This is a genomic window from Luteibacter sp. HAY1-4A (genome assembly GCF_056755355.1).
The window spans coordinates 1-12643 of record NZ_JBNDHZ010000077.1; the positions used below are offsets into that span (position 1 = coordinate 1).

Genomic DNA, 12643 nt, shown 5'->3' on the forward strand with positions numbered 1-12643 from the left:
GGCGCAGACCCGCACGGGAGCGGCGCCGCCCGCCTCCCAAGGCCTTCCGCCATTGAATCGTTCACCATTCGCCCCGAAAACTTGCCACAGGCGGCGCCATCGCCAGCCGCCATGAGAGAGACAGATCATGTTCAAACGTATCGCCCTGTTCGTCGCCACCAACCTCGCCGTCATCGTCCTGCTGACCTGCGTCTGCCATGTGCTGGGCATCGACCAGTGGGCCGCGCAGCGCGGCATGGGTATTGGCGGCCTCATTGTCTTCGCCTCGGTCTTCGGCATGGGCGGCGCCTTCATCTCGCTGGCCATTTCCAAGTGGATGGCGAAGATGTCCACCGGCGCCAAGGTGATCACCGAGCCGCGTAACGAATCCGAGCGCTGGCTGCTCGACACCGTACGCCGTCACGCCGAGAAGGCGGGCATCGGCATGCCCGAGGTGGCCGTCTACGACGCCCCCGAGATGAACGCGTTCGCCACCGGCATGTCGCGCAACAACGCCCTGGTGGCCGTGAGCACCGGCCTGCTGCAGCAGATGGACCGGGAGCAGGTGTCGGCCGTGCTCGGCCATGAGATCGGCCACGTCGCCAACGGCGACATGGTCACGCTGACCCTGATCCAGGGCGTGCTCAACACGCTGGTGATCGTGCTGGCCCGGATCGTGGGCCGGGTGGTCGACAGCTGGCTGAGCGGTGGCCGCGAGCGCGACGGCGAGGGCGGCATCGGCTATTTCGTGGTGGTCATGGTCCTGCAGATCGTGTTCGGCCTGTTCGCCTCCATGATCGTCATGTGGTTCTCCCGCTGGCGAGAATTCCGCGCGGATGCAGCGGGTGCCCGGCTGGCCGGACGCGCCTCGATGGTCTCGGCCCTGCAGCGCCTGTCGGGCAACCACGGCGACACCAGCCTCCCGCAGTCGATCCAGGCGTTCGGCATCTCAGGCCACCTGGCCTCGGGCCTGAAGCGCCTGTTCATGAGCCACCCGCCGATCGAAGAGCGCATCGCCGCCCTGCAGGCTGCTCGCTAAGCGGTGGGGGGCCTTTTTTCGGCCCCCTCCGATCCCCATACTCCGGTGCCTGTCCCACCCTGAAGGAACGGCACCGTGAGCCAGGAAACCCGTAAGTTCGAAGCCGAGGTCGCCCAGGTACTCCACCTGGTGACCCATTCCCTCTACTCGCACAAGGAAATCTTCCTGCGCGAGCTGATCTCCAACGCCTCCGACGCCTGCGACAAGCTGCGGTTCGAAGCGCTGGCCGATCCCTCACTGACCGACGGCGATGCCGATCTGCGCATCCAGGTCACGTGGGATCCGGAGGCGCGGACCATCAGCGTGCGCGATAACGGCATCGGCATGAGCCGCGAGGAAGTGGTCGCCAATATAGGCACCATCGCCAGCTCCGGGACGCGCCGCTATCTCGAGGCGCTTTCCGGCGAGCAGAAGGCGGACGCCCGCCTCATCGGCCAATTCGGCGTAGGGTTCTATTCGGCCTTCGTCGTCGCCGACAAGGTCACCGTGATCACCCGTCGCGCCGGCCAGCCGGCCGTGGCCGGCGTGCGCTGGGAAAGCGACGGCAAGGGTGAATACACGCTCGAAGACACCAACGTCACCGAGCGCGGCACCACCGTGGTGCTGCACCTGAAGGCCGACGAAGACGAGTTCCTGAAGCCGTGGACGCTGCGCGGCGCCATCACCAAGTACTCCGACCACGTGGCCTTCCCGATCCGCATGCCCGCCGAGAAAGACGGCAAGCCGGATCCCACGGAATGGACCACCGTCAATTCCGCGTCGGCGCTGTGGTCGCGCGCCAAGAGCGAGATCACCGACGAGGAATACCAGAACTTCTACAGGGCGCTGGGCCACGACTTCAACGACGCCCTGGCGTGGACGCACAACCGCGTGGAGGGCAACCAGAGCTTCACCACGTTGCTCTACGTGCCCGAGCAGCCGCCCTTCGACCTGATGATGGGCGGCCGTGACGAGCGCAAGGGGCTGAAGCTCTACATCAAGCGCGTCTTCATCATGGACGCCGCCGAGGAACTGCTGCCGAACTACCTGCGCTTCGTGCGTGGCGTGGTGGATGCCGACGACCTGCCGCTCAACGTGAGCCGCGAGATCCTCCAGCACAACCGCCAGCTCGAGCAGATCAAGGCGCGTTGCGTGAAGGGCGTGCTCGACCTGCTGGAGCGCATCGCGCGCGACGAGCCGGAGAAGTTCGCGACCTTCCTGACCGGGTTCGGCAATACGCTGAAGGAAGGCATCGTCGAGGACACCGCCAACCGCGAACGCATCGCGAAGCTGTTGCGTTTCGCGTCCACGAAGGGCGACGGCGCAGCAAAGACGGTGTCGCTCGACGATTACATCGGCCGCATGGCGGTGGGGCAGGACACCATCTGGTACGTCACGGCCGACAGCTATGCGGCAGCGGCGGGCAGCCCGCAACTGGAAGCGCTGAAGGCCAAGGACATCGAAGTGCTGCTGATGTCCGACCGTGTAGACGAGTGGATGCTCGGCTACCTCACCGAGTACGCCGGCAAGCGCCTGCGCAACGTGGCGAAGGGTGAGTTCCCGCTGGACGACGCAGACAAGGCGAAGCAGGAAGCGGCCGCCGAGGCGGCGAAACCGTTGCTCGAACGCACGAAGACCTTGCTTGGCGATCGCGTGAAAGAGGTTCGCGTGTCCGCGCGCCTGACCGATTCGCCGTCGTGCCTCGCGCTGGCCGACTTCGACCTAGCGCCGCACCTCGCCCGCCTGTTGCGCGAGGCCGGGCAGGACGTGCCGGACGCCAAGCCGGTGCTCGAACTCAACCCGGACCATGCGCTGGTGAAGCGCCTGGCCGCCGAAACGGACGATGCGAAGGCGGCCGACCTGGCTGGCCTGCTGTTCGAACAGGCGGAGATCACCGCGGGCGCGCAGCTGGCCGATCCGGCCGGGTTCGTGCAGCGGATGAACCGGGTGCTACTGGGCTGACGAACGAAGCAGTCGCTGGGTTCCGGCCTTCGCGGGAAGCGAAGGCTGGGGCCCAGCGACTTTCGACGCATCGCTGCCAGCGCGTGACGCTCGGTCTCGCCCGCTGTTATCGTCCTCCCAATGTCCGCGCTGCTCATTCTTTTCCTCTGCCTCGCCCTCGGCATCCTCTGCCGCCGTTACGCACCGCTTCCCGAAGGCATCGTTCCGGGAATCAACTGGTGGGTGCTGAACATCGCCTTGCCCGCGCTCGTGCTGGCGCTCGTGCCGCACGTAACTATCGACACGCGTCTGTGGTTCCCCGTCGTCGGCATGTACGTGACCTTCTTCGGCGCATGGGCACTGTTCGCCGTGCTGGGAAAGATCTTCGGCTGGTCGCCGCGGCGGGTGGGCTGCCTGGCCCTCGTCTGCGGACTCGGCAACACCTCGTTCATGGGCTATCCGCTCGTGGAGGCGCTGCACGGAAAGGAAGGACTTTCCGTGGCCGTTATCGCCGACCAACTGGGGTGCTTCCCCATGCTGGCGGCCGGCGGCATCGTGGTGGCGTCGCTCTATTCCGGGCAGGGTGCAAGCGCTTCGGCCATCGCGCGCCGGCTCTTCACGTTTCCAGCGTTCATCGCCTTGCTGGCGGGCGTCGTCATCGGCATGGCCGGTGGGCTGCTTCCGGCGCTCGAAAAACCTTTGCTGCAGATCGGCCAGACGCTCACGCCGCTGGCGCTGTTCTCGGTGGGACTGCAGTTCCGGCTGCACCTGCGCCGCGAGCAGGTGGGTGCGCTGGTCGCCGGACTCGGCTGGAAACTTTTCCTGGCCCCGCTTCTGGTGTTCGGCCTGGGCGTCGCGGCCGGAGTCTCGGGCCTGACGCTTACGGTGGGCGTACTGCAGGCGGCCATGGCACCGATGATCTCGGCGGCCATCCTCGCGGATCAGTACGACCTCGAACCGCAACTCGCCAACACCGTCCTCGGTGCTGGCATCCTGCTTTCCCTGGTGACGATCCCCCTGGGTAACCTTCTGCTGCCCGCGGGTTGAGTCTTGGTATCCGCCGTGCCGGCCTTATCCTCCACACCATGACCGATTCATCGACGACTTCCGGCGTCCGTGCCGATGTATGGCTTTGGGCCGCCCGCTTCTTCAAGACCCGCAGCCTGGCCAAGCAGGCCATCGACGGCGGCAAGGTGGAACTCAACGACGCCACCTGCAAACCCGCGAAGCCTGTCCATGTGGGCGACACGTTCCGGATCACCCGTGGCGAGGAACGCATCGCCTGCGTGGTCGTTGCGCTGTCCGAGAAGCGCGGGCCCGCAGCGGAGGCGCAGAAGCTCTATAGCGAAACGGACGAAAGCGTGGCCGAGCGCGAGCGCCGGCGTGAGGATCGCCGCCTCACCGGTGGCGCGCTCCTGCGTCCGGATGCGCGCCCGGACAAGCGCGACCGCCGGCTGATCCAAGACTTGAAGAAGACCTTGTAGGGCTCCCTTGTAGGAGCGCTTTCTGTGGGAGCCGGCTATGCCGGCGATCCCGCGACAGCGGGCACCTTGTCGCAAGCACCCATCGCCGCTGAAGCGGCTCCCACTGGAGGCCGTGTGGTCTCGGCTTCAATTTGTCTCGCCGTTATAGCGGCGCCTACAGGATTGCGGTCAGCGAAGCATCTTCCGCAGCTTGTACAACTGCTCCAGCGCCTCGCGCGGTGCCAGATCGTCGGGGTCGAGAGCACGCAGTGCTTCTTCCACCGGCGACGGTAGCGGTGGTGCGAACAGGCCCATCTGCGGCGCGGCCGCTGGCGGCGCCGCCACGGCGGCCGTCACTTCGTGCCCCTGCTCCAGCGCCGCCAGGTAACGACGCGCATCGGCAATGACGCTCTTCGGCAACCCCGCAAGTGCAGCTACCTGCAAGCCGAAACTGCGGTTCGCCGGGCCGTCCTTCACCGTGTGCATGAAGACCAGCTGGTCGCCGTACTCCACGGCGTCGAGGTGCACGTTCGCGATGGTGCGGAATTCGCCGGCGAGTTCCGTCAATTCGAAATAGTGCGTGGCGAACAGCGTGAACGCGCAGCTCGTGGCCGCGAGATGTACCGCGGCGGCGCGTGCCAGCGACAGGCCGTCGTAGGTACTCGTGCCGCGGCCCACCTCGTCCATCAGCACCAGGCTGCAATCCGTGGCGTTGTGCAGGATGTTGGCCGTCTCGCTCATCTCCACCATGAAGGTGGACTGGCCGCGCGACAGGTCGTCTCCCGCCCCGATGCGGGTGAAGATGCGATCGATGGGCCCGATGGTGGCGGACGAGGCCGGTACGTAGCTGCCGATGTGCGCCAGCAGGACGATCAGCGCGTTCTGCCGCATGTAGGTGGACTTACCGCCCATGTTCGGGCCGGTGATCACCAGCATCCGGCGGCTCTTGTCGAGCACCAGATCGTTGGGCTCGAACGGCTCGTCGCGGACTTTCTCGACCACCGGATGGCGCCCGCGTTCGATGCGGATGCCGGGCGCGTCGGTAAGCTGCGGCGCCGTCCAGTCCAGGGCTTCGGCGCGTTCGGCCAGGTTCGCCAGCACGTCCAGTTCGGCCATGGCCGCTGCGGCGACCTTCAGTTCCGGCAGGCGCTCGATCAGCTTGTCCAGCAGCAGTTCGTACAGCGCGCGTTCGCGCATCAGCGAGCGCTCTTTCGCCGAGAGAACCTTGTCTTCGAATTGCTTCAGTTCTTCGGTGATGTAGCGCTCGGCGTTCTTCGTGGTCTGCCGGCGTGTGTAGTGCTGCGGCGCCTTGTCGGCCTGTGCCTTGGTGATCTCGATGTAATAGCCATGCACGCGGTTGTAGCCGACCTTGAGCGTGGAAATGCCGCTGGCCGCCTTTTCGCGCTCTTCCATGTCCACCAGGAACTGGTCCGCGTTGGTGGACAGGCGACGCAATTCGTCCAGTTCGTCGTCGTACCCTTCGGCGAGCACGCCGCCGTCGCGGAGCAGCACCGGCGGCTGGGGAACGATGGCGGCGGCGAGCAGGGCCGCGGTGTCCGCGTGGTCGCCGATGCGCTCGACCAGCGCATGTATCAGCGGGCTGTCGAGGCCTTCGATGTCCTGGCGCAGGTTGGGCGCGGCGGCCAGGCCGTCGCGCAATGTGGAAAGGTCGCGCGGCCGCGCCGAGCGCAAGGCCACGCGCGCGAGGATGCGTTCGAGATCACCCACCCCGCGCAGGCGCTCACGCAGGCTCACGTGGCGGTGTGAGTCGATGAGGCTGCCGATGGCCTGGTGGCGACCGCGCAGTACCTGGCGATCGCGCAGCGGCCGGTTGAGCCAGCGGCGCAGCAGGCGCGCGCCCATCGGCGTCACCGTCTCGTCCAGCACGCCCAGCAGGGTGTTCTCGACATTACCGCTCTGGTGCGTGTCGATTTCCAGGTTGCGGCGGGTCGATGCGTCCATGGCGATCGTCTCGCTCGCGCTCTCCACGGCCAGGCCGGTGAGGTGGGGCAGGGCGCTCTTCTGCGTCTCTTCCACATACCCGAGCAGGCAACCCGCGGCGGCGATGGCCAGCGGCATGCCGTCCACGCCGAAACCCAGCAGGTCGCGCGTCTTGAAGAAGCGGCACAGTTCGCGAGTGGCGGCATCGCCGTCGAAATGCCACGGCTGACGCTTGCGCAGGCCGGGCAGGGACGAGACCAGCTTTGGCCACGCCACGTCCTCGCCCACCAATGTTTCGGCCGGCTGCAGCCGGGCAAGCTCGGCGGCCAAGCCTTCGGCCGTGCCTACCTCGGTAAGGAGGAATCGTCCTGTGGAGAGATCCACCCATGCCAGGCCGTAACCCTTCGGCCCGGCGGCGATGGAGAGCAGCAGGTTGTCGCGGCGCTCTTCCATCAGCGCCGCGTCGGTCACCGTTCCTGGGGTAACGATGCGCACGACTTCGCGCTTGACGGGCCCCTTCGACGTGGCCGGATCGCCCATCTGTTCGCACAGCGCCACGGACTCGCCGAGCTTCACCAACCGGGCGAGGTAGTTCTCCACCGCGTGGTAAGGCACACCGGCCATGGGGATCGGCGCGCCGGCCGACTGGCCGCGCTGGGTCAGGGTGATATCCAGCAGGCGGGCTGCCTTGCGGGCGTCGTCATAGAACAACTCGTAGAAGTCGCCCATGCGGAAGAAGAGCAGGATGTCCGGGTGCTCCGCCTTCGCCGCCAGGTACTGGCGCATGAACGGGGTGTGCCCCGCGGCGGCCGAGATGTCTTCTGCCAAAGCCATGATTTTCCGAGGTTCCATGCCGAAGGCGTGCCACCTGCGGCACGCCGGTCGGACATGATACCGGATGGGTCGGGCGGGTGGCCCGGCCGGCGTAGGCAGCCTAAGGCAAGAAGCGGAAGATGGCAGCAGACCAACCGATGGAAGTGTCCAGGATCGAACCCGCCGCCACATACTTGCCGTCGGCTTGAACCTGCAGGCGGGTTAGCTGGTGGAAGACGCCCTCGCCGGGATTGGTCACAACGAGGCCGGCCTGCCCGAACGTAGTGTCGGGTGTGCCGTCGCCGAGGAAGCGCCGCAAGGTTGCAGTGGACGACGTACCGAATGTGTGTCCGAGCGAGAGGATTTTCCCGTCCGCCAGGGGGATTACGAACGTTTCGATATTTCCTGCATCTCCCAAATCGAGAAGCATAGGCTCACCGTTGTTGAACGTGCTGTCCAAGCCTGAGCCGTCTGCTTCCACCCGCGCGATAAATGCAGTTTGGCGACTTCTCCCCGCATTGCCCACCACGAGGATCTTTCCATCGGCATCGACCGCCGTACCGTCGATCTGAGTGAAGCCGGGACGCTGGGTCACGTCAAGATAGAAATGTCCATCCTGTCCGAACCCTGGATCGGGGCGACCATCCTGTTCGTATCGGGAAATCATGCCCTGCTCGCCACGCATGCCGTTGGTCAGCAGTTTCCCATCGGGGAGGACCTGCATCTTCCATAGGGAAGAGCGCGAGGGAAATGCATAGGAAAACCCGGCGTCGCCAAACGTTTTATCGAGGGCGCCGTCGGTAGTCAGCCGCAACAGCGTCGGGAACCACACGTCGAAACCCCCGATCGATTCGGCAAGTGCGACGATCCTGCCATCGACCTGGACGGCCGCATGCGCCGCTTCGTCCCTCGACGTCTTCGGCAGATTGATCGTTGCACGCCCGCCGACGCCAAAGGAGCCGTCAAGTTGCCCATCTGCCGTGAGGCGGATGTAGCACAAATAGACTTCTTGCCAAGCTTCTACATGGCCGCCGATGAGTATTTTGTCGCCTTCCAGGATGGCCTGGATGCTCCCTACGAAATTGCCGGGGAGACCCAGCGGGGTTCGCACGATGCCTTCCTTGCCGAAGCTCCTGTCGAGGTTTCCGTCAGGAAGGTGCCGGACGACGGTCGCGGTATCACCCCCGTGGACACTCACCGACAGCATCTTCCCGTCGCTCAATACGTACGATGTGCCTTGGCCCATCCCGTCCACGTGTAGCTGCGCAATCCCATCGTCACCAAAGTCGGGGTCCAGATCGCCTGGTTTCCGTGGCTGGTTCATCTTTGTATCCTCATTCCGTTGATGTACGCAAAGGCCAGCGGTCGGCTGGACATTCCGATGCTCGTCCCTGGCTCTGGCGGGTTCAATAGACCGAACGCTGTAAGCGGGCACGCAAAACCGGCACGAAAAGACGGTGAACCCTGCACGGTTTTGTCAACCTGAACCTGCTAGGCTCGCAAATGGGGATTTGGACAATCACGACCAGGAGTTCCAATGCTCGGCAGGCGAATGGATGGGGCGCGGGCAAGCGCCCACGTGCGATGGTTCGCCGCGATGGCCATGGGCCTGGCATTCGCGGCAGGTGCCGCGGCACAGGACGCCGGCTCGCACGACTACGACACCCAGGACGCGCGGCTGAACGCCGTCTACAAGAAGCTTTCGGGATCGCTCGACGACGCCGGCCGCAAGGCACTGCGCGAAGAAGAACGGCAGTGGATCGCCGGCCGCGACAAGGCATGCGGCGTCAAGCCGGGAACGGTCGTCAAGAATGCCTGTACCACGACCCAGACCAGCTTCCGGGCCGACGAGTTGGAGAAGCGCGCACGAGGGGCTGCTGCTCCGTCGAGCCAAGGCGCCACGGCAGTCGTGGGCGACTGGGGGTACCGGACCGACTGCAACCTCGGGCACGCCGTGGAACTGCACGTTTCCGCAGGCGCCACGCCAGAGGGCACCTGGTCCGACGGCACCCGCTCCATGGGCAGTTCGGGCCGCTTCAAGGGTGAATGGCGCGACGGAAAACTCTACCTGCGGTTCTGCGCCGACGAGGCCGAGCGAGACGGTTATCCCGTGTGTCCGGCCTTCGGAGAAGAAAAGGATTACGTGATTCCGGAAGGCAAGCGCCTTGCCTGGTATCGCGGCGACGAAAAATACGTCTCGCTGGAACGCGTGGCGAAAGGCGGCAAGGCGCCGCTGGATACGAAGTGCAAGGACGACATGTAACAGCGCCCATTAACCAGGAGTTGCAACATGCCAGGATTGACTGATAACGAAGCACGCGCACTATCCTATTTCGCCATCGGCGTGAGTTCCGAAGGTGGCGACGTGGCCTACCGGCTGAGTTTTGCGGGCAACATCCGCGACGACGCCCAGGGCCATCCCACGATGCACCCCATCGGTAACAGCGGATTTTCCATCGGCACGCTGCAGACCGATCTCGGCCAACATCCCGAAGTCGCGACGGAACTGACCGATGCCTACCAGGCGTGGGCACGTACTGCGCATCCGGATTGGGCGCTCAACGCCGCGCAGCGTACGCAGACCATTGCCGACCTGGGCCGCACAGGGCACCAGATTGAGGCCCAGCATGGCCGCCCGCTCGATGCCACGGTGAAGTCGCACCTCGACGCCTTCATGGCCAGCGACGCCGGTATCAGCTTCGTCCACCAGCACGACACCGCCCAGGTGAACAAGCTGATGACGAACGCCATCGCGCCACTCCAGCAGACCGATCTGTACCGGCACGCATCGGAGGCGGACCAGGCCCGCTTGATCACGATGACCGCGAAGCTCTACAACCAGAGCGAGACCTATGGAAATCGCCTCATCGGCGAACTCCAGCGAGGCCAGCACCACAGCGTGGACGAGGTGCGGCATTCCATCGACCGCTATCCCGATTACGTGACCGACGGCCGCGACCATGCGCTTGCTGGCGCGGCCTTGTTCAACGACATGCGCGCCACCGGCCCCAACCATCCGCTTCGGCCGGCATGGGACAACGTGGTCAGCAATCCGCTGGTCAATCCGACGCAGCTTGGCAACGACCCCACGCATCCGAATCTTCCGCACGAGTACTCGGCCATACGCGATGCCTTCACCGACCCAGCGCATTCGCGGGCAATGGTGCAGGCCCTTGGGCAGGGCGGTTCCTATGCGCAGACGTCCAACCATCGCGGTTTCTATGCCGAAGGACGCGACCTGGTGACCTGGGGCCGGTCCGGCCATGGCGAGGCGCTGATCAACGGGCAATGGCAGTCGGTGAACAGCCGCGACGTGTCCACGCATGTCAACGCCGATCGCACGCTGGACGTGAACGTGCAGCGCAATGGCACGCAGGAGCGCTTGCTGCACGTTACCCATCCGGGCCACGTGCGCGCTCCGACGCCGAATCATGCGACTGGCGACCATGTACAGCGCGCGGGCACCTTGCGTGAGCACGACCACTCGCCCGCGGTTGGCGATCTGCAGCGCCAGCTTGCCCAGCTGGGGTACAAGGGGGCGGACGGGCGCCCGCTGCATCCGGACAACGATTTCGGGGCCAATACGACCGCGGCGGTGAAGGCCTTCCAGCGCGATCACGGCCTTGGCGACGACGGCGTCGCGGGAGCGAAAACCATGACGGCATTGACCCAGGCCACGCAGTCGCGAGCCGTGGGGCTCGACAGTCCGTCACACCCCGGCAATGCGATTTATCGTCAGGCGCTCGAGGGCGTTCAAGCGGTGGACGCCCGGCAGGGGCGTACGCCCGACCAGCTCAGCAGCAACCTGGCCGCTTCGCTGGCGGTGGCCGCGCACGCCCAGGGACTGTCACGCGTGGACCACGTGGTGCTCAGCGACGATGCGCGCCGCGCCTATGCGGTGCAGGGCGAACTCAATTCGCCGTTCAAGCAGATCGCGGAAGTCGACGTGAGCCAGTCCGTGGGCAAGACGCTGGCGCAGAGTAGTGCGGAGTGGCAGCAGCCGGCTCAGAACCAGCCGCCGGCGCCTTCGCAGCAACAGCAGCAACAACAGCCCGAGATGCATCGCTGACGGGAGTCGTTGCCCTTCGCGGGGGGCGGGGTCGCGCTTAAGCGGCCCCGCCGATGGCCTATATTTTCGCGGATGCTTGCTGCTGGCTTTGGCCCACCATGCTGGGCATCGAGACCAATTATAGGAAGGATTCGCTGAGCGCTCAGCGCGTGGGAATCCCGTTTTTATCGATCGCGGGATCACTCTTCCATTTGAGCGTGGCGTCGATCAGTGCATCGTCATCCGTGTCGGTAACCTTGCCTGCCTGGCAAGTACTTTGCTTCACGGGTTTTGCCTGGCCATCCTTCAAGACCACCAATCCTCCGTCCTGCAGGTTGTTGGAGCCCGAGACGGAATAGACCACGTACTTGAAGCCCGCATTCGTGAAGGCATAGGCGTAGCCCCCGGTGTTGCCCGGAAAGGTGAGGTGCGTGCGCGTGAATTCTCCCTCGCTGCCTGCCGCGGGGTAAGTCAGTTCGGGTTTCCCTGCGCTTCCATAGGCGTAGTAGAAACGGCCACCGCCGTTAGCCACGTCACCCGCGGCGCACATGGAAACGGTCTTGGTGCTTCCTGCAAGGGGGCACGAAAACACGACCTGGTCGGACTTCCCGCACATGCTTGGCGACGCGGTGGTGGCCAGGGAAGCGGCCGGCATCGCGGCCGTCGCCGCCATCAACAGTAGTGCTTTTGCGGGAGTATTCATGGAGTGCTTCTCTTCAGGGGAAGGAAAACAGTCGACACCGTTGTGGCGCCGTTAGATGGAAAGCGGCGCGATCTGCACCTTCTCCATCAACCGCGACGTGAAGTACTTGTCCTGGTAATAGCGGATCTTCTCGCACATCACGGGGTGAGGAATGCCCTCGTAGAGGAAGACCTCCTTCTCGGTACCCATGGCCTTCAATTCCTGCGGAAGCATGAGCGCGCGCTTTTCCTCGGAGTGGCTTTTCGATATGTCACCCTTCTTGCTCTTAGTGATGTTCTCGCGTCGCACCGTCGTATAGCCGAGCATATCGGAGTAATCGTTGGCGTCCTGCTGTTCCCGAGGCGCGTAGACGATCTGCAGGGCGTGGTTCGTGATGACGGTGCGCGAGACATCCTTGCCATACGTGGCATCGAGCTGGGCCATGCTCTGAATGATAGGCAGAAGGCGGATGTTATAACCGGCCATGTACGACACCGCCGAGGCGATGATTTCGACCTTGCCGATGGAGGTGAACTCGTCCATGAGGAGTAGGCACTGGTGCTTCAGGCTCGGGTCGTTCTGCGGCAACACCTTGGTGTTGAGGTTGATGAGCTGACTGAAGAACAGGTTCACGATCAGCTTGCTCTCGGCCAGCTTGTTCGGCTGGATACCGATATAGATGGTCATCTTCTTTCTGCGCACATCCGTGAGCAGGAAATCGTCATCGCTGGTGGCTGCGTCCAGCACGGGATTGATCC

At 64.7% G+C, this 12643-nt stretch carries 10 protein-coding genes; 6 read left to right on the forward strand and 4 right to left on the reverse strand.

Going from position 1 to position 12643, the window contains the following annotated elements; translation table 11 throughout:
• Positions 1 to 127: 127 nt before the first annotated feature.
• From htpX to ACPYOD_RS18305, 4 genes are all read left to right on the forward strand, one after another.
• Positions 128 to 1018 carry a protease HtpX gene (gene htpX / locus ACPYOD_RS18290; protein ID WP_481303130.1) on the forward strand — a complete coding sequence of 297 codons (891 nt, stop codon included), beginning with the start codon at positions 128 to 130 and terminating at the stop codon, positions 1016 to 1018.
• Positions 1019 to 1093: 75 nt separating this feature from the next.
• Positions 1094 to 2959, forward strand: a complete 1866-nt coding sequence (gene htpG / locus ACPYOD_RS18295) for a molecular chaperone HtpG (protein ID WP_481303131.1) — start codon at positions 1094 to 1096, stop codon at positions 2957 to 2959.
• 120 nt (positions 2960 to 3079) lie between these two features.
• Complete coding sequence (locus tag ACPYOD_RS18300; protein WP_481303132.1) at positions 3080 to 3985, forward strand: AEC family transporter; 906 nt, start codon at positions 3080 to 3082, stop codon at positions 3983 to 3985.
• Positions 3986 to 4023: 38 nt separating this feature from the next.
• The gene (locus ACPYOD_RS18305) at positions 4024 to 4422 is read left to right on the forward strand and encodes an RNA-binding S4 domain-containing protein (RefSeq protein WP_481303133.1); all 399 of its coding nucleotides are present in this window, start codon (positions 4024 to 4026) and stop codon (positions 4420 to 4422) included.
• 168 nt (positions 4423 to 4590) lie between these two features.
• Here the strand turns inward: ACPYOD_RS18305 and mutS are convergent, their stop codons facing one another.
• Complete coding sequence (gene mutS / locus ACPYOD_RS18310) at positions 4591 to 7176, reverse strand: DNA mismatch repair protein MutS (RefSeq protein ID WP_481303134.1); 2586 nt, start codon at positions 7174 to 7176, stop codon at positions 4591 to 4593.
• Between the two features lie 100 nt (positions 7177 to 7276).
• Positions 7277 to 8479 carry an NHL repeat-containing protein gene (locus ACPYOD_RS18315; RefSeq protein ID WP_481303135.1) on the reverse strand — a complete coding sequence of 401 codons (1203 nt, stop codon included), beginning with the start codon at positions 8477 to 8479 and terminating at the stop codon, positions 7277 to 7279.
• A gap of 213 nt (positions 8480 to 8692) precedes the next feature.
• Between ACPYOD_RS18315 and ACPYOD_RS18320 the strand changes: the two genes are divergently transcribed.
• Together ACPYOD_RS18320 and ACPYOD_RS18325 are read left to right on the forward strand one after the other, a co-directional pair.
• Positions 8693 to 9418: a lysozyme inhibitor LprI family protein gene (locus tag ACPYOD_RS18320; RefSeq protein WP_481303136.1), complete on the forward strand. Its 726-nt coding sequence runs from the start codon at positions 8693 to 8695 to the stop codon at positions 9416 to 9418.
• Positions 9419 to 9445: 27 nt separating this feature from the next.
• Positions 9446 to 11224, forward strand: a complete 1779-nt coding sequence (locus tag ACPYOD_RS18325) for an XVIPCD domain-containing protein (RefSeq protein ID WP_481303137.1) — start codon at positions 9446 to 9448, stop codon at positions 11222 to 11224.
• Positions 11225 to 11366: 142 nt separating this feature from the next.
• Here the strand turns inward: ACPYOD_RS18325 and ACPYOD_RS18330 are convergent, their stop codons facing one another.
• Both ACPYOD_RS18330 and ACPYOD_RS18335 read right to left on the reverse strand, forming a co-directional pair.
• Entirely contained in the window at positions 11367 to 11906 is a 540-nt protein-coding gene (locus ACPYOD_RS18330) for a hypothetical protein (RefSeq protein ID WP_481303138.1), read from the reverse strand.
• A gap of 51 nt (positions 11907 to 11957) precedes the next feature.
• Positions 11958 to 12643, reverse strand: a 686-nt coding sequence (locus tag ACPYOD_RS18335) for a type IV secretory system conjugative DNA transfer family protein (RefSeq protein ID WP_481303139.1), incomplete at its 5' end; no start/stop codon positions are given.

What these genes read in the sequence shown, in the direction of transcription:
- htpX (WP_481303130.1), top strand. Translation starts at nt 128, where the DNA reads ATGTTCAAACGTATCGCCCTGTTCGTCGCCACCAACCTCGCCGTCATC.
- ACPYOD_RS18300 (WP_481303132.1), top strand. Translation starts at nt 3,080, where the DNA reads ATGTCCGCGCTGCTCATTCTTTTCCTCTGCCTCGCCCTCGGCATCCTC.
- ACPYOD_RS18305 (WP_481303133.1), top strand. Translation starts at nt 4,024, where the DNA reads ATGACCGATTCATCGACGACTTCCGGCGTCCGTGCCGATGTATGGCTT.
- mutS (WP_481303134.1), bottom strand. Translation starts at nt 7,176, where the DNA reads ATGGCTTTGGCAGAAGACATCTCGGCCGCCGCGGGGCACACCCCGTTC.
- ACPYOD_RS18315 (WP_481303135.1), bottom strand. Translation starts at nt 8,479, where the DNA reads ATGAACCAGCCACGGAAACCAGGCGATCTGGACCCCGACTTTGGTGAC.
- ACPYOD_RS18320 (WP_481303136.1), top strand. Translation starts at nt 8,693, where the DNA reads ATGCTCGGCAGGCGAATGGATGGGGCGCGGGCAAGCGCCCACGTGCGA.
- ACPYOD_RS18325 (WP_481303137.1), top strand. Translation starts at nt 9,446, where the DNA reads ATGCCAGGATTGACTGATAACGAAGCACGCGCACTATCCTATTTCGCC.
- ACPYOD_RS18330 (WP_481303138.1), bottom strand. Translation starts at nt 11,906, where the DNA reads ATGAATACTCCCGCAAAAGCACTACTGTTGATGGCGGCGACGGCCGCG.